The 21,367-nt window shown below is 64.0% G+C and carries 20 protein-coding genes; 18 read left to right on the top strand and 2 right to left on the bottom strand.

Going from position 1 to position 21,367, the window contains the following annotated elements:
* Positions 1–2: 2 nt before the first annotated feature.
* The 10 genes from Q7V46_RS18580 to Q7V46_RS18535 are packed head-to-tail and all read left to right on the top strand — an operon-like array spanning position 3 to position 11,034.
* Positions 3–1,205 carry an acetyl-CoA acetyltransferase gene (locus Q7V46_RS18580; RefSeq protein ID WP_304915062.1) on the top strand — a complete coding sequence of 401 codons (1,203 nt, stop codon included), beginning with the start codon at positions 3–5 and terminating at the stop codon, positions 1,203–1,205.
* Positions 1,206–2,000, top strand: a complete 795-nt coding sequence (locus Q7V46_RS18575) for an enoyl-CoA hydratase/isomerase family protein (RefSeq protein ID WP_304915061.1) — start codon at positions 1,206–1,208, stop codon at positions 1,998–2,000.
* Positions 1,997–2,770 (top strand): enoyl-CoA hydratase-related protein, encoded by a 774-nt coding sequence (locus Q7V46_RS18570; protein ID WP_304915060.1) that lies wholly within the window; start codon positions 1,997–1,999, stop codon positions 2,768–2,770. The genes Q7V46_RS18575 and Q7V46_RS18570 overlap by 4 nt, the downstream gene beginning before the upstream one ends.
* A gap of 4 nt (positions 2,771–2,774) precedes the next feature.
* Positions 2,775–4,301 (top strand): 3-hydroxyacyl-CoA dehydrogenase, encoded by a 1,527-nt coding sequence (locus Q7V46_RS18565; RefSeq protein WP_304915059.1) that lies wholly within the window; start codon positions 2,775–2,777, stop codon positions 4,299–4,301.
* A 58-nt stretch (positions 4,302–4,359) separates the two neighbouring features.
* Positions 4,360–5,211 carry an acyl-CoA dehydrogenase gene (locus tag Q7V46_RS18560; RefSeq protein WP_304915058.1) on the top strand — a complete coding sequence of 284 codons (852 nt, stop codon included), beginning with the start codon at positions 4,360–4,362 and terminating at the stop codon, positions 5,209–5,211.
* Positions 5,212–5,216: 5 nt separating this feature from the next.
* Positions 5,217–6,110, top strand: coding sequence for a CoA ester lyase (locus Q7V46_RS18555; protein ID WP_304915057.1), 894 nt, complete (start codon positions 5,217–5,219; stop codon positions 6,108–6,110).
* Positions 6,107–7,429: an NAD(P)/FAD-dependent oxidoreductase gene (locus Q7V46_RS18550; RefSeq protein WP_304915056.1), complete on the top strand. Its 1,323-nt coding sequence runs from the start codon at positions 6,107–6,109 to the stop codon at positions 7,427–7,429. The genes Q7V46_RS18555 and Q7V46_RS18550 overlap by 4 nt, the downstream gene beginning before the upstream one ends.
* Positions 7,429–9,132 carry an acyl-CoA dehydrogenase family protein gene (locus Q7V46_RS18545; RefSeq protein ID WP_304915055.1) on the top strand — a complete coding sequence of 568 codons (1,704 nt, stop codon included), beginning with the start codon at positions 7,429–7,431 and terminating at the stop codon, positions 9,130–9,132. Before Q7V46_RS18550 ends, Q7V46_RS18545 begins: the two co-directional genes overlap by 1 nt.
* The gene (locus tag Q7V46_RS18540; protein ID WP_304915054.1) at positions 9,133–10,374 is read left to right on the top strand and encodes a CoA transferase; all 1,242 of its coding nucleotides are present in this window, start codon (positions 9,133–9,135) and stop codon (positions 10,372–10,374) included.
* A 45-nt stretch (positions 10,375–10,419) separates the two neighbouring features.
* Positions 10,420–11,034 carry a TetR/AcrR family transcriptional regulator gene (locus tag Q7V46_RS18535; protein ID WP_304915053.1) on the top strand — a complete coding sequence of 205 codons (615 nt, stop codon included), beginning with the start codon at positions 10,420–10,422 and terminating at the stop codon, positions 11,032–11,034.
* Here Q7V46_RS18535 and Q7V46_RS18530 read toward each other — a convergent pair.
* Positions 10,991–11,899 (bottom strand): DMT family transporter, encoded by a 909-nt coding sequence (locus Q7V46_RS18530; protein WP_304915052.1) that lies wholly within the window; start codon positions 11,897–11,899, stop codon positions 10,991–10,993. The genes Q7V46_RS18535 and Q7V46_RS18530 overlap by 44 nt on opposite strands.
* A gap of 246 nt (positions 11,900–12,145) precedes the next feature.
* On the opposite strand from Q7V46_RS18530, the gene Q7V46_RS18525 reads away from it, so the two are divergent.
* Genes Q7V46_RS18525 through Q7V46_RS18495 form a run of 7 tightly spaced genes read left to right on the top strand, consistent with a single transcriptional unit; the run spans position 12,146 to position 19,293 of the window.
* Positions 12,146–13,177, top strand: coding sequence for a TRAP transporter substrate-binding protein (locus Q7V46_RS18525; protein WP_304915051.1), 1,032 nt, complete (start codon positions 12,146–12,148; stop codon positions 13,175–13,177).
* A 6-nt stretch (positions 13,178–13,183) separates the two neighbouring features.
* Positions 13,184–13,690 (top strand): TRAP transporter small permease, encoded by a 507-nt coding sequence (locus tag Q7V46_RS18520; protein ID WP_304915050.1) that lies wholly within the window; start codon positions 13,184–13,186, stop codon positions 13,688–13,690.
* A complete protein-coding gene (locus tag Q7V46_RS18515; RefSeq protein WP_304915049.1) occupies positions 13,690–14,994 on the top strand; it encodes a TRAP transporter large permease in 1,305 nt (434 codons plus the stop codon). Before Q7V46_RS18520 ends, Q7V46_RS18515 begins: the two co-directional genes overlap by 1 nt.
* 29 nt (positions 14,995–15,023) lie before the next feature.
* Positions 15,024–16,067, top strand: coding sequence for a phosphotransferase family protein (locus Q7V46_RS18510; protein ID WP_304915048.1), 1,044 nt, complete (start codon positions 15,024–15,026; stop codon positions 16,065–16,067).
* Positions 16,064–16,579 (top strand): hypothetical protein, encoded by a 516-nt coding sequence (locus Q7V46_RS18505; RefSeq protein WP_304915047.1) that lies wholly within the window; start codon positions 16,064–16,066, stop codon positions 16,577–16,579. Before Q7V46_RS18510 ends, Q7V46_RS18505 begins: the two co-directional genes overlap by 4 nt.
* Positions 16,576–17,706, top strand: a complete 1,131-nt coding sequence (locus Q7V46_RS18500; protein WP_304915046.1) for a hypothetical protein — start codon at positions 16,576–16,578, stop codon at positions 17,704–17,706. The genes Q7V46_RS18505 and Q7V46_RS18500 overlap by 4 nt, the downstream gene beginning before the upstream one ends.
* Before the next feature lie 33 nt (positions 17,707–17,739).
* On the top strand, positions 17,740–19,293 hold the full coding sequence (locus tag Q7V46_RS18495) for a long-chain fatty acid--CoA ligase (protein ID WP_304915045.1): 1,554 nt from the start codon (positions 17,740–17,742) through the stop codon (positions 19,291–19,293).
* 110 nt (positions 19,294–19,403) lie between these two features.
* Here Q7V46_RS18495 and Q7V46_RS18490 read toward each other — a convergent pair whose 3' ends face one another.
* The gene (locus tag Q7V46_RS18490; protein ID WP_304915044.1) at positions 19,404–19,997 is read right to left on the bottom strand and encodes a TetR/AcrR family transcriptional regulator; all 594 of its coding nucleotides are present in this window, start codon (positions 19,995–19,997) and stop codon (positions 19,404–19,406) included.
* 115 nt (positions 19,998–20,112) lie between these two features.
* Between Q7V46_RS18490 and Q7V46_RS18485 the strand changes: the two genes are divergently transcribed.
* Positions 20,113–21,366: an NAD(P)/FAD-dependent oxidoreductase gene (locus Q7V46_RS18485; protein ID WP_304915043.1), complete on the top strand. Its 1,254-nt coding sequence runs from the start codon at positions 20,113–20,115 to the stop codon at positions 21,364–21,366.
* Position 21,367: the final 1 nt, after the last annotated feature.

Here is a 21,367-nt window from a genome sequence, read left to right as displayed (position 1 = left end):
TCATGGCCATTGGCATCAAGGACAAAGTCGCCATCCTCGGCATGGGCTGCAGCAAATTCGGCGAACGCTGGGACGCCAGCCCCGAAGACCTCATGGTCGAGGCCTACAACGAGGCCATGGCCGACGCCGGCATTTCACCGGAGCAGCTCGATGCTGCCTGGTTCTCGACCCACATGGACGACGTGGGCACAGGCCGAGGCGGCACGCCCATGGGCATTGCGCTGCGCCTGCCCAACATCGGCGTGACGCGCGTTGAGAACTTCTGCGCCGGTGGCTCTGAAGCCATCCGTGCCGCGGTGTACGCGGTGGCTGCGGGTGCCTGCGACATCGCCATTGCGCTCGGCGTCGAAAAGCTCAAGGACACCGGCTACGGCGGCCTGCCAGTCTCCGCCGTGGGCACCTACATTCCGCAGTGGTACCCCAATGCGGTGGCGCCCGCCAACTTCGCGCAGCTCGCCTCGGCCTACCAACGCAAGCACAAGGTGGACCCGGCGCTCCTCAAGCGTGCGATTGCGCGCGTGTCGATCAAGAGCCATGCCAACGGCGCCAAGAACCCCAAAGCGCATTTCCGTCAGGCCGTGACCGAAGAGCAGGTGCTCAAGGCGCCAATCATCGCGGAGCCGCTGGGTCTGTACGACTGCGCCGGTGTGTCCGACGGCGCAGCCGCTGTGATCGTCACGCGCCCCGACATTGCTCGCTCGCTCGGCAAGCGCGATCTCGTCACCTTCAAGGCGCTGCAACTCGCGGTGTCCAACGGCTGGGAGATGCACTCGAACGAGTGGGACGGCAGCTACGTGCACACCGCCCGCATCGCTGCGCGCAAAGCCTATGCCGAGGCCGGCATCCAGAACCCCGAGCAGGAAATTAGCATGACCGAGGTGCACGACTGCTTCTCGATCACCGAGCTCGTCACCATGGAAGACCTGGGTCTGTCCGGGGAGGGCGAGGCGGTGCGCGATTTTCTCGATGGCAAGTTCGACGCCGATGGCGCGATTCCATGTCAGATCGACGGCGGCCTCAAGTGCTTCGGCCACCCCATCGGCGCCAGCGGCATCCGCATGCTCTACGAGATGTACCTGCAGCTGCAAGGCCGCGCCGGCCCGCGCCAGCTGAAGGACCCGAAGATCGGACTCACCCACAACCTGGGCGGCCAGCCGTCGCAGAACGTGTGCTCGGTTTCCATCGTTGGCCGTGAGGACGTATAAATGACCCCCGCTGTTGTTCTCGTCGATCGCCCCGCGCTCCACGTGGCGCGGGTGTTGATCAATCGCCCCGAAAAACGCAACGCCATTGATTTCGACGTGCGCCAGCAGCTCACCGAGGCACTGAGCACGCTGCTGATCGATTCATCGGTGCGCGCCATTGTGTTTGGCGGTGCGAAGGGCGTGTTTTCTGCGGGCGGGGATGTCCCCAGCATGGTGGGTTTGAACGAAGCACAGGCGCGCGAGCGTATGCAGCACATCCACGTGTTGTGCCGTCTGATCGCTGGCGCCGGTGTGCCGGTGGTCAGTGCGATCGAAGGCATCGGCGCGGGCGCGGCCGTGGGCCTGGCGCTGATGGGCGACCGCATCGTGGTGGGCGAGGACACAAAGATCCTTTTTCCCTTTCTCAAGCTCGGCCTCGTGCCCGACTGGGGCCAGTTGCTCACGCTGCCCCGGCGCGTGGGCTTGCCGGTGGCAAGACGCATCCTGAGCGATGGTGCACCGGTGGGTGGCTCGGAGGCGCAGCGCATCGGCCTGGCCGACACGCTCGTGGCCGATGGGCAGGTGATGACCACCGCCGTCGCCCAAGCCGGCGAACTGGCCTTGCTGCCAAGCGAAGCCTTTGCGCGCATGAAGGCGAGGCTGAACCACCCTTCTGCCTCGCTAGGCGAAGAACTGGCGCGCGAAGAATCGGACCAAACGGTCTGCCTGCTGGGCGATGAGTTCGTCGAGGGGCACGACGCCTATGTGAACAAACGTGCCGCCGATTTTGTCGGCCTGCCGGGGGTGCGCCGATGAACGGGTCGCCTGTTCTGGTGCGACGCGACGGCGCTGTCGGCACCGTGGTGCTCAATCGACCGGAGAAACGCAATGCGCTAGACCTTTTGATGCGCGCCGCGATCGCGCAAGCCGTGCGTGAGCTGGACGGTGACGACAACATCCGCGCCATCGTCATCACCGGTGGGGACAACGTGTTCGCCGCTGGCGCCGACCTCAACTTGCTGGTCGACAAGGGCGCGCAGGCCGTGGCCGACATTGATCTCGGCCAGTACTGGGCGCCGGTGGTCGGCAGCCGCAAGCCCATCATCGCGGCGGTAAGTGGCTTCGCTCTGGGCGCGGGCTGCGAGCTGGCGATGATGTGCGACTTTATCGTGGCCGATGCCAGTGCGCGCCTTGGCCAACCTGAACTGGCGGTGGGCATCATGCCCGGCGCAGGCGGCTCGCAGCGCCTGGTGCGCACGATCGGCAAGCAGGTCGCGTCGCTCATGCTGCTCACCGGCGAAATGATCACCGGCGAACGCGCCTGGCAGCTCGGCCTGGTGGCCGATCTCGCCGCAGATGGTCAGGCGCTTGAACGCGCCATCGAGCTGGCGCGCAAGGCCGCGCGCATGCCGCCCAAGGCCGTGCACGCCACGCGACAGGTGTTGCGCCAGGGCGCCGACCTGCCGCTGGACGCTGCGCTCGCGCTGGAGAACCGCGAGTTTCTACTGCTGTTCGACACCGCCGACAAAACCGAAGGCATGCGTGCTTTCCTCGACAAACGCAAGCCCGAGTTCAAGGGCCAATGACCCCATGAATTCAACCAACGGGAACACGCTCACCCTGGGCGTCGTCGGTGCCGGCGCCATGGGGCGCGGCATCGTGCAGCTGTTTGCACAGGCGGGCCACCGTGTGCGCTGCTTTGACGCGGCGTCCGGTGCGGCAGCCAAGGCGGTCGAGTTCGCGCTCGGCATGATCGGGCGCGGTGTGGAAAAGGGCCGGCTGAGCGCCGAGGACTTCAACGCCATTCAGGGCCGCGTTTCGGCTTGCGCACAGATGGCCGACCTGGCCGATTGCGACGTCGTGATCGAGGCCATCGTTGAAGACATCGAGGTCAAGCGAACCGTCTTTCGCGCGCTGGAAGATGTGGTCTCAGAGACGGCGGTGCTCGCCAGCAATACCTCGTCACTCACCGTGGCCGACATCGCTGCAGCCTGTCGCCACCCCGCCCGCGTAGCGGGCCTGCACTTCTTCAACCCCGTGCCGCTGATGAAGGTGGCCGAGGTCATCGCGGCCCTGCGCACTTCGCCACAGACCGTGGACACATTGAGCCGCTTGGTGAGCGGCGCCGGTCACCGCGCGGTCGTCACGGCAGATCAGCCGGGTTTTCTTGTCAACCACGCTGGGCGGGGCCTATACACCGAAGGACTTCGCATCCTGGAAGAGCAGGCCGCGTCACCTGCTGATGTGGACGACGTGCTGCGCGACGGCGTGGGTTTTCGCATGGGGCCGTTCGAGCTGCTCGACCTGACCGGCCTGGATGTGTCCAGCAAGGTGATGGCCTCGATCTATGAGCAGTTCCAGCACGAGCCGCGTTTTCGACCATCTTCTCTGGTGGCGCCGCGCGTGGCCGCCGGCTTGTTTGGCCGCAAGACGGGGGAGGGCTGGTACGCCTACGACGGCGACAGAAAGCGTGCGCCGCAGCGCCTCGCGCCACCGCCGCCGGTGGCTGGCGTGCGCGCCTGGATCGACCCGCAGGCCGGTGGCCGCGAAGCGCTCGGCGCTTTATTGTCCGACGCAGGCGCGGTGCTCGTCGACGATACGACGCAGGCCGATATTCTTTTCGTGCAGCCTTGGGGCGGTGACGCTACCGGCGTGGCCGCAGCGCTGGGTCTGGACGCATCGCGCGTGGTGGCGGTCGACCCGATGGTGCCGCTGGACCTGCGCCGAACCCTGATGCTCACAACAACCACCTCTGCCTCTGCGCGCGACATCGCGTGGGCACTGCTGGCGGCCGACGGCGTGCCTGTCACCCTCATCAACGACAGCCCGGGTTTTATCGCGCAGCGCGTGCTGGCGACCGTCGTCAACATCGCGGCGCAGATCGCGCAGCGCGGCATAGCCAGTGTGGCGGACATCGAAGACGCTGTGCAGCTCGGCCTGGGCTATCCGCACGGCCCACTGGCCTGGGGCGACCGCATTGGTGGTGCCCGCATCCTGCAGATCCTGCGCACGATGCAGGCGGAAACAGGCGACCCACGCTACCGACCCAGTCCCTGGCTGGTGCGCCGTGTCGCGCTGGGCGTGTCGCTGCTCACGCCGGAGGCCGCGCGCGCATGAACCTCGTACCGTCGCTCGAAGAGGTTCGCACCGCATCGCATCGCGCGGAGGTTCCGGTATGACCACCGATATCGACATCGCGCACCTGCGCCAATGGGTCGGCCGCGAGCAGGTGATGGAGCAGACGATCGAGCCGTTCGCTACCGTCGCCATGAGCGGCCTGCTGGACCAGGCCGCTCCACCAGGCATGGGTGAAGCCTTGCCATTGCCCTGGCACTGGCTGTATTTTCTGGACGCCCCGGCACGCGCCGCTACTGGCGTGGATGGCCATCCACTGCGCGGCGGCTTTCTGCCGCCAGTGCCGCTGCCGCGCCGCATGTGGGCTGCGGGTGCGATGCAATGCGAGGTGCCTCTGCGCGTTGGTGCCCCCGCGCGAAAGCGCTCCACCGTTCGCAGCGTGGATCTGAAAGAAGGCCGAAGTGGCCCGCTGGTGTTCGTCGTCGTAGACCACGTGCTGGAGCAGGAAGGCCGAACCTGCCTGCGCGAAGAGCAGAACATCGTCTACCGCGAGGCACCCACAGCCCCGGCGCCGTTGCCGCCTGGAGAGCAAGCCCCAAAAGCCGCGCAATGGTCGGCAACGCTGAAACCCGACCCCGCGTTGCTGTTCAGATTCTCAGCGCTCACCTACAACGGCCATCGTATCCACTACGACCGCGACTACGCGGTGCGCGAAGAGTTCTACCCCGCGCTGGTGGTGCATGGCCCATTGCTGGCCACCGCGCTGCTGGAGCTGGTTGCGCAAGGCCGGCCCGGCGCGGCGGTGCGCGCGTTCGACTTCCGCGCGCTGCGCCCCGCCTTCGACACCGACACGCTTCAGCTGTGCGCCACCGCCGAAGGCGACACCGTCGAGCTCTGGACGCAGGACGCTCAGGGCGTTGTCGGCATGACAGCGCGGGCCACACTCGGGTGACCACCATGCGCGACGACTCCATCTGGCGCTCCATGCTCTTTGTGCCTGCGCACGTGGCGCGTTTTGTCGAACGCGCCCACGCGCGCGGCGCCGACGCCTGCATCCTCGATCTCGAAGATGGCGTGCCGCTGGCGCAGAAGGCCAGCGCGCGCGAAGCCGTGGCGGCGGCCGCCACCACCATCGCCGGCCACGGCACGCCAGTACTGGTGCGGGTGAACCAGCCTTGGGAACTCGCTGCGGCCGACATCGACGCCGCCATCAGCACCGGCGTGAGCGCGCTGGTGCTGCCCAAGGTGAACGACGCCGCCACCGTGCATGCCGTCGCCGAGCGAATCGACGCGCTTGAGGCACAGCGTGGTCTGCGCGCAGGCCACACGCGGTTGATCGCCCTGATCGAAGACGTTCAGGCGCTGCCAGCGCTCGACGCCATCGCACAAAGCACGCCGCGCATGCTCGGCATGATCCTTGGCCCCGAAGATTTTTCGGCCTCGGCCGGCATGTTGCCGGTTCCCGAGGCGCTTACGCTGCCCAACCAGATGGTGTTGTTCGCATGCCGCCGTGCCGGCATATTGCCGTTCGGTTTTCCCGGCTCCATTGCCGACTTCGGCGATGCCAAAGCCTTTGCGCAGACCATCCGCTTGGCGAGCCGGCTCGGTTTTGTCGGCGCCTTCTGTATCCACCCCGCGCAGGTGCCGGTGCTCAACGCCGGCTTCTCGCCCTCGGCCGATGACGTGGCGCATGCGCGCGGCGCCATCGCTGCCTTCGAAGCTGCAGAGCAAGAAGGCCGCGGCGCGGCCGAGTACCGCTCGAAGATGGTCGATCTGCCCGTGGTTGTGCGCGCAAGGGAAACCCTGCGCCGCGCCAACGCCTCACTTCCCACCCAACAGGAGACAACATGAACACACCCAACACCACCTACGATGCGATCGTGATCGGCGCCGGTGCCGGCGGACTCAGCGCTGCGGCGCGCCTGGTGGCCGCTGGCCGCAAGGTGCTGGTCGTCGAGAGTCTGGACCGCGTGGGCGGTCGTGCTTCGAGCGAGAAGATTGACGGTTTTACGGTCAACATCGGCGCTATCGCCATCGAGCTCGGCGGCGTGTTCGAGGAAACCTTCAATCTGCTCAACGTGCCGCTGGACCTGCGCGAACCGAGCCCGGCCACGGTGTTCCGGATCGACGGCAAGGTGATCAATGTCGCCAAGGGCGGCTGGGGCATGTTGCTGGGCACCTTCACCAAGCAGGCGGCCAAGATCGGTACCAAGTTTGCGGATGCCCGTGCCGGTGATCTGCCTGAGGCGAAGATGACTACAAAGGAGTGGCTCGCCCAGTACACAAAGAACGATACCGTGCACGCAATCTTTCGAAACCTGTGCGCGGCGATCTTCGCGGCCAACGCCGACGAGGTGCCGGCGCGCGCTTTCCTCACCTACTTCGCGGTCAAAGGCGCGTTCAAGCGTTTCGGCTTTTGCCCACGCGGCACGGTGGGTCTGTGGAACGACCTGGCCGACGGCATCCGCAAAGCCGGAGGTGAGATCTGGCTGAATGCGCCGGTCACCGAGCTGCACGCGCAGGACGGCCTGGCCACAGGGGTCACGGTGATGAAGGATGGCATGCCCACGCGCGTGCACGCGCGCACCGTCATCAGCAACATCGGCCCGCGCGCCACGGTCGATCTGCCCGGGGGCGAAGCTTTTGGTCGCGAGTACATCTCGCAAGCCCACAGCGTGCCAAAGCCCTCGGCCAACATCGTCATCAACTTCGCGACACAGACGCGTCTGGTTGACGTGCCCGGCCTGGTCACCTTTGGCAAGACACGCCGCTTGTGCAACATGGGGGAACTCACGGCGACCTGCCCCGAACTTGCCCCCGCCGGCTGGTACCAGTACGTGGCCTATGCGGTGCCGATCCCCGCCATTGGCGATTTCGACGAGAAGACCGAAATTGAAGCCGGTCTGCAAGACCTGCGCGACGAGTTTCCCGGCTTCGCGCAGGCCAAGATGCTGTCGGTGCGCGTGATGCGCGACGGCTGGCCGGCTCAGCGTTCCTGTGCCGGCTTCGACATGCCGCAGACCACGCCGCTGGCCAACCTGTGGCACGTCGGTGACGCGGTGAAGGACTACGGCGACGGCGGCACGCAGGCTTGCGCCTACACAGGGCGCGAAGCCGCGAAGCATGCCACTGCCCACCTGGATGTTTCGCGTGCGGAGGTTACGGTGTGATGGATGCTCAACAGACCCGGCATGTGGTGGCGGCTCAGGCGCTGTTGGCGCGGCTGCGGCCGCTCCTCGACCAGGGCGCGGGTGCGCTCGCGAAGACCTGTACGCACGGCGGACGCCTTGATGCCGCGCGGCTTGACGAGCACCAGGTGGCCACCTTTGAACTGGCGTGGGCCAGCGCCGACTTGCTCGCCGCTGAGACTGCGCTGGTGCGGCTGGACGCGGACAGCAGTGAGTTGCAGTCACGGCTGGCGCTGATCTTCGCGGTGGACGCGATCGGAGCGTTGCTGCCCCGGCTGGAAGCGCTGTACATCGAGTTCAGCCTGCCGCTGGCGCCGCTGCAGCAGCTCGGCGCCGATGTGTCGTGGGCCGAATTACGTGGCGCAACCTGTGGAGCGCAGGCGCTCACAGCAGCGGGGCGCGCACTGGTGGCGGCCGGCGATGCGGTCGAACTCGGCAGTGTGGTGCTCGACGAATCGGTGGTGATGGCGCAGGACGCGTTCCGACGCTTCGCCATCGACGTGGTTGCGCCGCAGGCCGAAGAGATTCACCGCCACGACCAGACCGTGCCCGAGTCGCTGCTGCAACCCATGCGCGACATGGGCGTGTTCGGCCTGTCAATTCCCGAATCGTTCGGCGGTACCGGGCCGAACGAAGGCGAAGACGCGATCATGATGGTGGTGGTCACCGAAGCCCTGTCGGAGGCATCACTCGCCGCCGCAGGCAGCCTGATCACTCGCCCCGAGATCCTGAGCCGTGCGCTCATGAGCGGCGGCACGCCAGAGCAGAAGGCCACCTGGTTGCCGCGCATTGCTGCAGGCGACCCGCTGTGCGCCATCGCGATCACCGAGCCCGACTACGGCTCGGACGTGGCGAGTCTGGCGCTCAAGGGCACGCGCACCGAAGGCGGCTGGTTACTCAACGGCGCCAAGACCTGGTGCACCTTTGCTGGCAAGGCTGGCCTGCTGATGGTGGTGACGCGCACCGACCCCGACCGCTCGGCCGGGTATCGGGGCCTGAGCGTGCTGCTGGTGGAGAAGCCGTCGTACGACGGCCATGCCTTTGACTTCCAGCAGTCCAGAGGCGGACGCCTGAGCGGCAAGGCCATCCCCACTATTGGCTACCGCGGCATGCATTCCTTCGATCTGTCTTTTGACGACTTCTTCGTACCCGATGCGAACGTGATCGGCGAGGCGGGTGGTCTTGGCAAGGGCTTCTATTTCACGATGGCCGGCATGGTCGGCGGCCGCATGCAGACCTCGGCGCGCGCGTGCGGCGTGATGCGGGCGGCGCTGCGCGCCTCGATGCGCTACACGGCCGATCGCAAGGTGTTCGGTGCCCCGCTGCAGAGCTACGCGCTCACGCTCGGGAAACTCGCGCGCATGGCCGCGCGGCTCGCGGCCTGCCGCACGCTGGCTTACACCATTGCCGAGCAGCTCAACAACGGTGGGGGCCGCATGGAAGCGAGCCTGGTCAAGCTGCTGGCTTGCCGCTCGGCCGAGACCGTGACGCGCGAGGCACTGCAACTGCATGGTGGCATGGGCTATGCGGAAGAGAGTGCGGTGAGCCGCTATTTCGTGGATGCGCGCGTGCTCTCGATTTTCGAGGGCGCGGAAGAAACGCTGGCACTCAAGGTGATTGGTCGCAGCCTGCTGGAAGATGCGCTCGCCGAGCAGCAGCCCAAGGCCCGGAAGGCGGTGGCTTGAATGAACACCCCAACGATCAACCCTACAGGTGGCGCACTCGCGGGCGTGCGCGTGATCGAGGCGGCCGCCTTTGTGGCCGCGCCGCTGGGCGGCATGACGCTGGCCCAGATGGGCGCGGACGTGATCCGCATCGACACGCTCGGCGGCGGGCTCGACTTCCGGCGCTGGCCCGTCACCGCTGACAACACCAGCCTGTTCTGGTGCGGCCTCAACAAGTCAAAACGCTCGGTCGCGCTCGATCTCGGCAAGCCCGAAGGGCGTGAGATCGCGATGGCACTGATCACCGCGCCGGGCGAGGACGCGGGCATCCTGCTCACCAACTTCCCCCCACGCGGCTGGCTGGACCACGAAAAGCTCAAAGAAAGGCGCGAAGACCTCATCCAGCTCACGGTACAGGGCGACCGGCACGGCGGATCGGCTGTGGACTACACCATCAACTCACGTGTCGGCATCCCATACATCACAGGCGACGAAAGCGGTGCTGCCACGAACGAAGCCGTCAACCATGTGCTGCCTGCCTGGGACCTCGTCACCGGTCAGATGGCTGCGGTTGGCCTGCTGGCCGCCGAGCGCCACCGCCTCAAGACTGGTCACGGCCAACACGTGAAGCTGGCGCTCGAAGACGTGGCCCTCGCCGTCGTGAGCCACCTCGGCCTCATCGCCGAAGCCCAGCTCGGCCAGCAGCGCCAGCGCCACGGCAACGAACTCTTTGGCGCATTCGGCCGAGACTTCAAGACAAGCGATGGTGAACTCGTGATCATCGTCGGCCTGACCCTCAAGCAATGGCAGGCGATTTGTGGCGCAATGGGGTTGACCGAGGCAGTGAAGGGGCTCGGCGAACGCACGGGCCTGAATTTGGACCTGGAGGGTGACCGATTCAAGGCACGCAAGGAACTGGGCGTGATGGTGGAGGAGTGGATGACTCAACACACCTATGCAGAGGCCTCTGCGGCGCTGGCGAAGCAGGGCGCCTGCTGGGGCAGGTACCAGACCCTCAGGCAACTGGTGACTCAGGACGAAGCCTGTTCACTGGCCAATCCAATGTTTCGGACGATTGATCAGCCTGGCGTCGGAAAGCACCTGGCAGCGGGGTTGCCGTTGAATTTCTCGGCGTGGGAGCGTCTGCCGGTGGCTGCCGCGCCGACCTTGGGGCAACACACGGATGAAGTGCTCTCGGAGCTATTGGGTGTGACGCAAGCGCAGTACGGGGCCATAGTAGAGCGGGGCGTGGTGGGTCGCTAGTGTCCTTGGGTCAGAATAGCCTGCTTAGAACCTGAGCAGAAAACGATGGCCAGATCGCTTGCAAGCAACCACGACGACAAACGCCTGAGAATCATTGAGGTGGCAGCCGCGCTGTTTGCCAGTGCAAGCTTCGAGACTGCCCGGATGCAGGACATCGCAGCGGCGTGCAATGTGTCCAAGTCGGCGTTGTACCACTACTTCCCCAGCAAGGAGGTGCTGTTGCATGTGATCATCAGCGAGCACATCATGAACGCGGTACAAGAACTGGAAGCCATCGCGCACGGTGCAGGCACAGCGAAGGAGCGGCTGACGCAACTGGCGCGGGCCATGGTGAAGCGAGCTGCCGAACATCGCCATGAACACATGGTGCTGACGAATGACCTGAAGTTCTTGCCGGCTCTGCAGCAACAGGAGATCAAGTTGGCCCAGGCCCGGGCACTGGAGTTCGTGATTGAACTGCTTACCGAGATCAACCCCCACCTCATGCGGCGACGCCGCGAAGGCGCGTCGTACGCTCTGTTTCTATATGGGTCGATGATCTCGACCGCTACCTGGTATCGCCGAGGGGGTGGCATGACTCCGCACGAACTGGCCGACCGCCTGACCGAGGTGTTCCTCAACGGCTTCGATGGCGGCGACCATCCGCCGGGCTATCGCTAGGCACGCTCGACGGTACAGCACCGTACTGCGTCGCCGCCACGCCGATGCCGGCCATCACGGCGCCAACTATTTTCAGGCTGCTGAACGCTTCGCCCAGTGTCATCCACGAGATCAGACCTGCCACTGGCGGCAGCAGGTAGAGCAGTGGGGCGCTTCGGGGAACCCCGATGTGGTCGTTGAGCCAGCCCCAGGCCAGCCAGCCCGCGAATGAGGCGACTGCCAGCGACCAGAGCAGGGCCCACCAGATGACCGCTGGCAAACTGCCCCATGGAATCAGCATCGCCTGGGGCGCATTGATCACCAGCATCGGTACCATGGCCAGCAGCGTGCTGTATGCCATGACCACCGTGACGCCATGTCGGCTGAGCAGCCGGGTGGCCGCCACGGTGTGCGCCGAAAACAGCAGGGTGGCCAACAGGAGTAGCAGATCGCCCAAGCCCTGTATGCGCATGAGCGCGAGCTTGTCCGCCAGAAACACGAGCACGCCCGCCAAGGCCAGGGCCACCCCCACAACCTGTGTGCGCGAGAAATGCTGGCTGTGCAGCAGACGCACCAGCAGCAGTGTGAACATGGGACCGAGCGCGGACATCAAGGCGCTTGAAAAGGGGGTGGACAGGTGCATCGCCTGCATCATCACGTTCACATGTGCCACGTGTCCCAGCGCGGCCAGCCCCGCCAACCCTATCCAGTCGCGCCGCTCCACGCGGGGCCAATGCAAGCCGTATCGCCACAGCAGAAGGGCAACGGCGCAAGCAGGTGTGATTAGGTAACGCATGAATACCAAGGCGCCTGGTCCTATCTGGGTCAGCACGGCCTTCAGCAGGCTGTAGTTGCTGCCCCAAAGCAGCATCAGGAGCAACGCCACGGTAATTGCTAGCCGTGTGTGGACGGTGGAGGGTGGTGGAAAGTTTCGGTTCATATTGAATAAAACCGTCCAGCGAGACGCTTATATTGTTGAAAAAATGGCAGTCAGGCCGAGTAGTGCCGAGCCAAACAAGGGAAATCCCTAACAATTCTCTCGGGCAGACCATTTCTTAAACCGTCCCGTCGGTCTATTATATGGGTGTCAGTTGTTGGTCGTTCTCACGTCAACTCAACCCAGGAGACAAACATGCGCATTTCCATCCCGAAGATCACCACGATCATCGCTTTTGCCGGTGCTTTCGCTGCCAGCACAGCCGCCTTGGCACAGACCACCGTCATCAAATACTCCAACTGGTTGCCACCAGGGCAGGCCATGCGCATGGAAGTGGTGGAACCTTGGATCGCTGAAGTCGAGAAGGTCACGGAGGGCAGGGTCAAGATCGAAACCGCGCCCAAAGTCGTGGGTTCTGTGCCGGCTCAGTTCGACGTGGCCCGTGATGGCCAGGCCGATCTGGTGATCTTCATTCCGGGCTACACGTCCAATCGGTTTGATCTGCTGGAAGTGCTTCAGATGCCGTTTGTCAGTGATAACCCCGAGGTGTTTGCTCCTCTGGCTGATCGCTTCTACCGTCAGCACCTCGCCTCGTACGGCGAATTTAAGGGCGTGCACCCCTTGTCGGTGTACGTCGTCTCGCCCGGCCAGGTGTTTAACTCGAAGCGCCCGCTGCGAAGCGTGGTGGACTTCAAGGGCTTGAAGATCCGCAGCCCGCAGGCCAGCGCCACGCAAGCGTTGACGCTGCTGGGTGCCGTGCCCATCTCCAAGCCCGTGAGCGAGACCTATGAGCTGTTGTCCTCCGGCGTGATCGACGGCACCTTCATGCCGCCCGAGTCAATCCCCGCCTTCAAGCTGACCGAGCTCGTTCCCTACGCCACCATTGTGCCGGGCGCCATCTACAACACCGTGCTGGTCTTGGGCATCAATGAAGGCAAGTGGAACTCCTTGCGTGCCGAAGACCGCGAGGCAATCACCCGCATTTCGGGCGATGTCTTTGCGGGCAATATCGGCCGCGCATACGCCAAGGGCGACAAGGCTGCGTTCGAGCTCATGCGAAATGCTGGCAAGCCAGCGGAGGTCTTCCCGGCTCCAGCGCTCGCCGAGCTGAAGAAGGTCCTGCTGCCCATCGAGCGCGACTGGATCGAAAAGGCGAAGAAAAAGGGCGTGGCCGATCCGCAGAAGCTGCTGGACCAATTGCGCGCTGACATCGCTGCAGCTAAATAAGTTGCCATGTCTGAAACCCGCACCGGCGGCCGCCTCGTTCGCGCCATGGAGGCCATCGGCGCGGTCAGCCTGATGGTCCTGATGGTCACCGTCTTCATTGATGTGGTGGGGCGCAACCTCCTGAACACGCCACTCCCCTGGGGAACCGAGTTGCTGGAGATTGTGTTGGCCCTGATGATCTTCGCAATTTACCCCCTGCTGGCGCTCAGCTTTGGACACATTACGGTGGACCTGATCCAGGTGCGACCCCGCCTGCGCATGGTTCAGCGGGTGTTGAGCGGTGCGATTGGTGCCACGGTGTTCGCTCTCATTGCGTGGTGCATGGGGCGTCAGGCTCTGCGCTCGGCCAGCTACGGTGAGGCCACGCCGCTGCTGAATGTGCCGCTGTCCTGGGTGCTGGGGGGCATCGCTGCCCTGGCTGCGATCAGTGCCCTGGCCTTTCTGAAGGCGACTGTTCGGTCCATCCACCATCCCGGCGCGCCAGATGCGCCGCGTGCCACCGAGGTGAACTGATGCTTGCCGCTTGCCTGGGGTTCTTCATCGCGTTTGCGTTCATTCTGTTTCAAATCCCCATCGCCACGGCATTGGCGATCACGGGATTTGGTGGCTATGTGCTGCTGAATGGGTGGACCCCGGCGTTGAGCATGGTGGCCACGATCACAAAAGACAGCACCTTGGCCTACTCGTTGATCGTGTTGCCGCTTTTTGTGCTGATGGGCAATCTTGTTGCGGGTGCTGGCATTTCGGGTGATCTCTTCCGCGCGGCGCAGGCTTTCATTGGCAGGCGCCGCGGGGGCCTGGCCATGGCCACTGTGGTGGCCAGCGGCGGTTTCGGTGCCATCTGCGGCTCCAGCGTGGCCACGGCCGCTACCATGGGCAAGGTGGCCATCCCCTCAATGCGCAACCTCGGCTACGGTGACTCGCTATCTGCCGCCGCTGTCGCTGCGGGCGGCACGTTGGGCATCCTGATCCCACCCAGCGTCATCATGGTGGTGTACGGCGTGGCGACCCAGACGCATATCGGCATGCTGTTTGCTGCTGGCATTGTGCCCGGCATCATTGCCGTCACCGGCTATGTGCTGGCGGTGAAATGGTCGGTATGGCGGGATCCGTCTGTCGCGCCACTCGCTGATGGAAAGGAGCCAGTCAACAAGCTGGCGCTACTTCGAACGCTATGGCCTGTGGCGCTGATCTTCGGCGTGGTCATGGGCGGCATATACGGTGGCTTCTTCACGTCCGTCGAGGCGTCTGGCATTGGCGCCATGGCTGCCTTTGTGTTTGCGCTGACGCACCACGCGCTCAAGCTCAAGGACATCTATGCGATCCTTGTGGACACGGCGCGCACGTCGGCCGTGATGTTCGCCATCATCCTGGGCGCTGCGTTGTTCGGCGAGTTCGTCAACCTCACAGGCGTGCACGAAGGCCTTCTACAAGTGGTGCAGGAAAGCGGCTTGCCACCGTTCGGCATCATTCTTCTGATGATGGTGCTGTACATCTTGCTGGGCATGGTGCTGGAGAGTTTGTCGATGATCCTGCTGACCGTGCCGATCTTTTTTCCCATCGTCATGGCCCTGGGCTACGACCCGGTGTGGTTCGGTATTTTGGTCGTGATGGTGGTGGAAATCGGACTGATCACCCCGCCCATCGGTGTGAACCTGTTCGTGATTCGCTCCGTGATGTCCGACATTCCGATGATGACCGTGGTGCGGGGCGTGACGCCGTTCATCGTGGCCGACGTCCTGCGCATCCTGCTCATTGCCGCCGTGCCGGCTCTATCTCTGTGGTTGCCGAACTTGCTGTTCAAGTCCGCCGCCTGACCCTCATTGCGCCTGTAAGCGCCGAAACCGTGAACCCTGATTTTGATCCTGCCGCGCCCGAATTGCCGGTGCGCCTCCAGTCTTGGCTGACCCAGCGCTGGGGCAAGCCTGTCGAGGTCACCGGACTGCGGCGCTTTCCTGCGGGCATGTCCTGGGTGACCATCGGCTTCACCGTTGCATCGCCGGGCGAGCCCCCGCTCAAACTGATCTTGCGCGTGGGTGACCCGGGCGGGCTGTTCTCACCTTACAGCTCAAGACCTGAATTTGAGGCGCTTTCAGCACTGTCCAGCGTGAGTGGCCTCCCGATTCCAAAGGCGTACGAGCACAGCGACGACCCGAGCATCCTCGGCGCGCCCTTCGTCATCACCCAGTGCGTTGACGGCGATACACCCACGCCCTGGGCTGGCGCGAACGAGCGCGGTGAAGCGGCCAACCAGTCGCTGGGTCATGACTTTGCCGATGCGCTGGGCGCCATCCATGCATTTGATTGGACGCACACGCCACTGGCCGAATGGGTGGCTGGCAGCGAAGGCCCGATTACGCCCCAGACCACGGCGCTGCACGAGACACACCGTTGGGCCCGACACGCCAACCTCGGAGTCGGCCCTACACCACCCCAGATGCACTACGCCATGCGCTGGCTCGAAGCGCATGCACCCGAGGCCGAGCGCATCACCATCGTGCACGGTGACTATCGGGTTGGCAACTTCCTGCAGCTTGGTGGGCGCATCACCGCCATCCTGGACTGGGAACTGGTGCACCTGGGCGATCCACACGCTGACCTGGCCTGGGCCGGGTTGCGCACCTTCGCGGCCGGCACCACACGCATCGGCGGGTTGATCGACCGCGATGTGTTCTACAGCCGCTGGCAGGCGAGAACGGGCCTTCAGGTGAGACAGGATGTCGTTCGCTACTACGAGGTGATGGTGCAGTTCAAGATGGCCGCGATGCTGATGGGCGCGACGATCCGCGTGCAGACGGGCCGTTCGCGCGATGTGCGCATGGCCGCGATGGGATTCCAGCTCACGTCCACACTGATTGAACTCAACAAGTTGATCGCGGAGGCCGCATGAACCAGTCGCTGGAGGCCCTGATGAGCAGCGTCTGCAGAGCGCTGCAAGAAGACATTCTTCCGGAATTGTCGAGCGACCACGCACGCTCCCAACTGGCCGGTGTGTTGGATGTGCTGGATAAGGTCGAGAGCATGGTGGTGTGGTCACCCGACGTGGTGCGCGAACAGGTGGACCTGATCGAGTCATGCCTCTCGAAGGCTGTGGTCTTCATCGCCGCCAGTGGTCATTCGGCCCCATCCGGAATCGCGGCTGACGAGCCGGTCAATCCCGCGACACAGACCGCTTTGCTGGCGGCGCTGGCGGATGCCGAATACCGCTTTGCACGGTTCACCGACTGGTTGTTTTCGCCTCCAGAGCGGTTACCAGGGCCGCTCAGTGTCGAACTGCACGAACTGTTGCGCACGACGCTTCGCAACACGCTCAAGGCGCAGAGGCGCCTTGTGCCGAGCGCCGATTTTTCATCAATGACTGCGCCGCGCCCACAAGCCGGCGCAAAAGGAGGAACCCCATGATTTCTGCCCAGGACGATCTCATTGGCCATCAGGCCCCGGCACCTTTCGCCGAGCGCGCCGGCAATGGCGACACCCGATTCACCGAACGCTACTGGTACACACTGCACCCGATCACAGGTACCGTGGACGGAACGCCAATGATCATCGACATCGGTATGGGCTACTACCCCAACAAGGGTGTGATGGACGTGTTTGCGGGCATCACCATGGGCCGCAAGCAGCACAACTTCCGGGCAACACGCACCCTGGGCGACACGCCGCTGCATGTTGGCGCGGGACCGCTGCGCATCGACGTGGTCGAAGGTGCGAAGCTGCACCGGCTCACGCTGATGGACAACGATTCGGGCTTCAGTTTCGCACTGGACTTCGAAGCCAGCTTTCCTGTGGCGCAAGAGAAGCAGAATTACCGGGAGCGCAAGGGTCAGGTCGAGGAAGACATGGTCCGCACCATGCAATTCGGGCGCTGGCAGGGCTGGTTCGTCATCAACGGCACAAGCCATGAGGTGACGCCGCAGACCTGGTGGGGCCAGCGCGACCATTCGTGGGGCATCCGCTCAGAAATGCGCACCGACGAGGCCGCGCCGCCTGTGCAGCAGCACAGTTCATTTTTCTGGACTTGGTCGATGTTCCAGTTTGAAGACAGGGGTATCTCCATCTTCCTGAAGGAGCGCGAGCCCGGCAAGCCGCACTACTTGTCGGCGTCTGAATTCGTGCGCGCCGCAGACGGCAGCGTGACGCACCGCGAGGCCACAGGCGCAACGCACGATCTGACGTGGGCCGATGATCCACTGGGTCAGACCATCCTGGCCGGCAGCTTCACGCTCACGTTCGCTGAAGGGCCGCCGCTTACCGTGCGCATGGAAGGCCAGGAGGCTCGGTTCTACCTGAAGGGCGGCCTCTACGGCGGATTCAAAGGCTGGAACCATGGCGACCACAAGGGCGACTACCATGCGGAACATGACGTGTGGGACCTTGACGATGCAGACACGCGCGCCAGGGCCCGCACGCTCGGCGACCATGTGGTGCGTGCCACCTGCGACGGACGCACGGGCATCGGCATCAGCGAGTACGGTGTGGCGCAAGGCTATCCTCGCTACCACGGACCGCAGAAGCATCCTGCGCTCTGAAGCCAGAGAGATCCAATTGGAGTAGACCCCACCATGCAAATGACACAGGCTCTCTCGCGCGCCGTTCAGACCCGGCGCAATCACACCGCGACTATTTTTGCAGACCGCAAGCGCACCTGGGCAGAAGTGGGTCACCGGGTGCCGTGTGCCGCCGCAGCCTTTCGTGCGCTGGGGCTGCAGCCGGGTGATCGGTTAGGCATCCTCGCACTGAACAGCGACAACTACATCGAAATTTTCTTCGCCGCTGCCTGGGCCAATCTGGTGCTGGTGCCCCTCAACACGCGCTGGGCTGTGCCCGAGAACATCTATACGCTGGACGACGCGCAATGCGAGGCGCTGATCGTGGACGACGCTTTCGTGTCGCAAGTGCCGCAGCTGCTCGCCGGACGCGCGATGGCACATGTCATCCATGCGGGGCAGGGCGATGCGCCAGCTGGCATGTCAAGTTATGAAGCGCTGATCGCAACGACCCCGCCAATGGCGGACGAATGCGGCAGCGACGACGACCTGTGTGGCATTTACTACACGGGTGGAACCACGGGCCATCCCAAGGGGGTGATGCTTTCGCACAAGAACTTCATCTCGGCCGCAGTGAACTGGATTGCGACGCTGCACTTCAGTGAGGACACGGTGTACCTGCACTCGGCCGGCCTGTTCCACCTGGCCGGCTGCTCGCCGGCCATCGCACTCACGCTGGCCGGCGGCACGCACGTGTGCCTGCCCAAGTTTGACGCGGTGCTGGCGTTCGACGCCATCCAGACGCACCGTGTCAACTATTGCCTGTTCGTGCCGACGATGGTGAACATGATGGTGAACCACCCGGACTTCAGAAAATACGACCTCACCAGTGTGCGTTACTGCGAGTACGGTGCATCCCCCATGCCGGTCCCGGTACTGGCCGCAGCGATGGAGAAGCTGCCCACGTGGGAGTTTATTCAGGGGTACGGCATGACGGAGTCGGCTGCACTCACGGTAAGCCTCCCCTGGCGGTACCACTTTGACCAAGAGGGTATGCCGAGCAAGCGCCTTGCCGCTGGTCGAACCGCCTATGGTGTGGATGTGCGGATCGTGGATGAAGAAGGCAACGAAGTCCCACGCGGCACCCACGGAGAGATCGCGGTGCGCGGTGCGCAAGTCATGATCGGCTACTGGCGCAAGCCCGAGGCAACAGCGGCGGCATTGCGCAACGGCTGGCTGCATACTGGTGATGCTGCCTACATGGACGAGGACGGCTTTGTCTTCATCGTCGATCGCGTGAAAGACATGATCATCAGCGGTGGCGAGAACATCTACTCGCGCGAGGTGGAGAACGCCGTGCACTCACACCCGGCCGTGCGAGATTGTGCGGTGATTGGCATACCCAATGCGGAATGGGGTGAGTCCGTACATGCAGTGGTGGTGCTCAAAGAAGGGCAAGCCGCCATTGCAAAAGACATCATTGACCATTGCCGCACGATGATTGCGGGCTACAAGGTTCCAAGGTCGGTGGACTTCAGCGATGCGCTGCCACTCTCAGGCGCGGGCAAGATCATGAAAAACGTGCTGCGCGAACCGTACTGGCGGGGTAGGGCACGGTCGGTGAACTAAACGGTTGCGCTAGCGCTCTCTCTGGGAGCGTATTGAAAGGGCTTGGCATCGGTCAGAGTTTTTTGGCTCATGCCCCTGGCCCAAGTTCCTTTCGCAAGAGGCGAGGGAGCCTACGCCGCGCGGAATCCGTCGAGGAAAAGCTGGGAAATCCGTTCGGACAGTTCTTCTGGCGAGATCGCACCGTTCTTCTCGTACCAGGTGAAGGTCCAGATGACCATGCCGAACAGCAGCAGGGCGTAGGGCGAGTGCACCTTGGCAGGTGCCATGCGATCGGGGTTGATCTCATGGAGCAGGCTGACCATCAGATGCATGAGTTCCTGCTCGAGCTTGCGGACCTCCTCGCGTTGCACCGGCGGCAGGAACTTGATGTCGTTCATCAACACAAGGTGGTGGTTGCGCGATCTCGCGCCCTCCTGCACGAATGCGCCAACGAAGCTGGTGAAACGTTCTGATGCCGGCCTTGGCTCTCGCACGATTGCCGACAATACCGCAACCTGCTCAGTGATGTGCTCCTTCACGATTGCAAACAAGAGGTCCTCCTTACTTGGGAAGTAGTGGTACAGGTGCGATTTGGATGCGCCGCAGGCAGCGGCCACATCGCTCATGGTCGCGCCATCGAAGCCCTTCTGCGCAATCAGCGCGACCGCTTGGTCCAAGATCACCTGCTTCTTGAGGTCGTAGTCGTTGGCGCGCTCGCGTGTCATGGCGCATGCCCTTCTGGCTTTGTGGTGGTGTGTTGCATGAATGGAGTTTCCCTTTTATATTAGACCGACGAGACGGACTATAGAACGAATACCCACCACCGGATATAGGGAAAGCATGGATAACACAGAGACATTGATCGTCATTGGCGCGGGACACGCCGGTGTCGAACTGGCTTTCGCGGCGCGCCAGCAGGGCTGGACCGGCGACATCGTGCTGCTGGGTGAGGAGCCCCACTTGCCGTACCACCGCCCGCCGTTGTCGAAGACCTTTCTTTGCGGCACAGCCGACGCTGACGCGCTCTCGCTGCGCCAGGCCCCAGCCTTTGAGGCAAATCGCATCACGTTGCGGTTGGGCTTGCGCGTTCACGCCATAGACCGCGCCGCGCATCACGTGATTCTGGAGGATGGCAGCGCGCTGGTTTACAAGAAGCTCGCGCTGTGTACCGGCGGACGTGCCCGCGGGCTCGATGTGCCAGGCATGGAGGGCGCTGCACCATCCAATCTGTTCAGCCTGCGTTCCCAATCCGACGCGAAAGCCATTGCAGGCAGCATCCGCGAAGGATCGCGGATCGTGATCATCGGCGCGGGTTATGTGGGACTGGAAGTCGCCGCTTCGGCGCGCAAGCTCGGCGCGGCAGTGACGGTACTGGAGTCGCAGTCACGCGTGCTCGCGCGCGTCACCGGCGCCGTGCTGTCCCGCTTTTACGAAGCGGTGCACCGCGAGGCGGGTGTCGATCTGCGCACCGGTGCCTCAGTGCGCGCGATCGAGCGTGATGTCCATGGCGGGGTCACCGCAGTGCTTTGCGGTGACGGCAATCGCCTGCCAGCCGACGTGGTGATTGTCGGCATCGGCATGCTGGCCGATACCACGCTGGCCGAAGCCGCCGGGTTGCGCGTGGAGGGCGGTATCGTGGTAGATGAGCACTCGGTGACGTCTGACCCCGACATCATGGCGGCGGGCGACTGCACAGTGCATGACAGTGCGCTGTACGGCAGGCGTGTGCGCCTTGAGTCTGTGCCCAACGCGCTAGAGCAGGCGCGTGCTGCAGCCGGCTGGCTGTGTGGCAAGCCCCGGCCGAACCACGCCGTGCCGTGGTTCTGGTCTGACCAGTACGACTTGAAGCTGCAGATGACCGGCCTTTCTGAGGGGCATGACGCGTGCGTGGTGCGCGGCACTTTTGTAGGTCGCAGCTTCTGTGCTTTCTATTTGCGCGAAGGGCGTGTCATCGCGGCCGACGCCGTCAACCGCCCAGCCGACTTCATGCTCGCCAAGAAGGCCGTGGCTGGGGGCGCAGTGGTCAGCGCGAAGGCCCTGGCCGATACCGACATGCCGTTGAAGGACCTTCTGGCTGCCACGGCTACAGGCTAGG

This window comes from Hydrogenophaga sp., assembly GCF_030651625.1.
In the GTDB taxonomy this organism is placed as follows: Bacteria; Pseudomonadota; Gammaproteobacteria; order Burkholderiales; family Burkholderiaceae_C; genus Hydrogenophaga.
The sequence above is the reverse complement of the archived record's forward strand: the minus strand, read 5'-3'. Positions and strand labels throughout refer to the sequence as shown.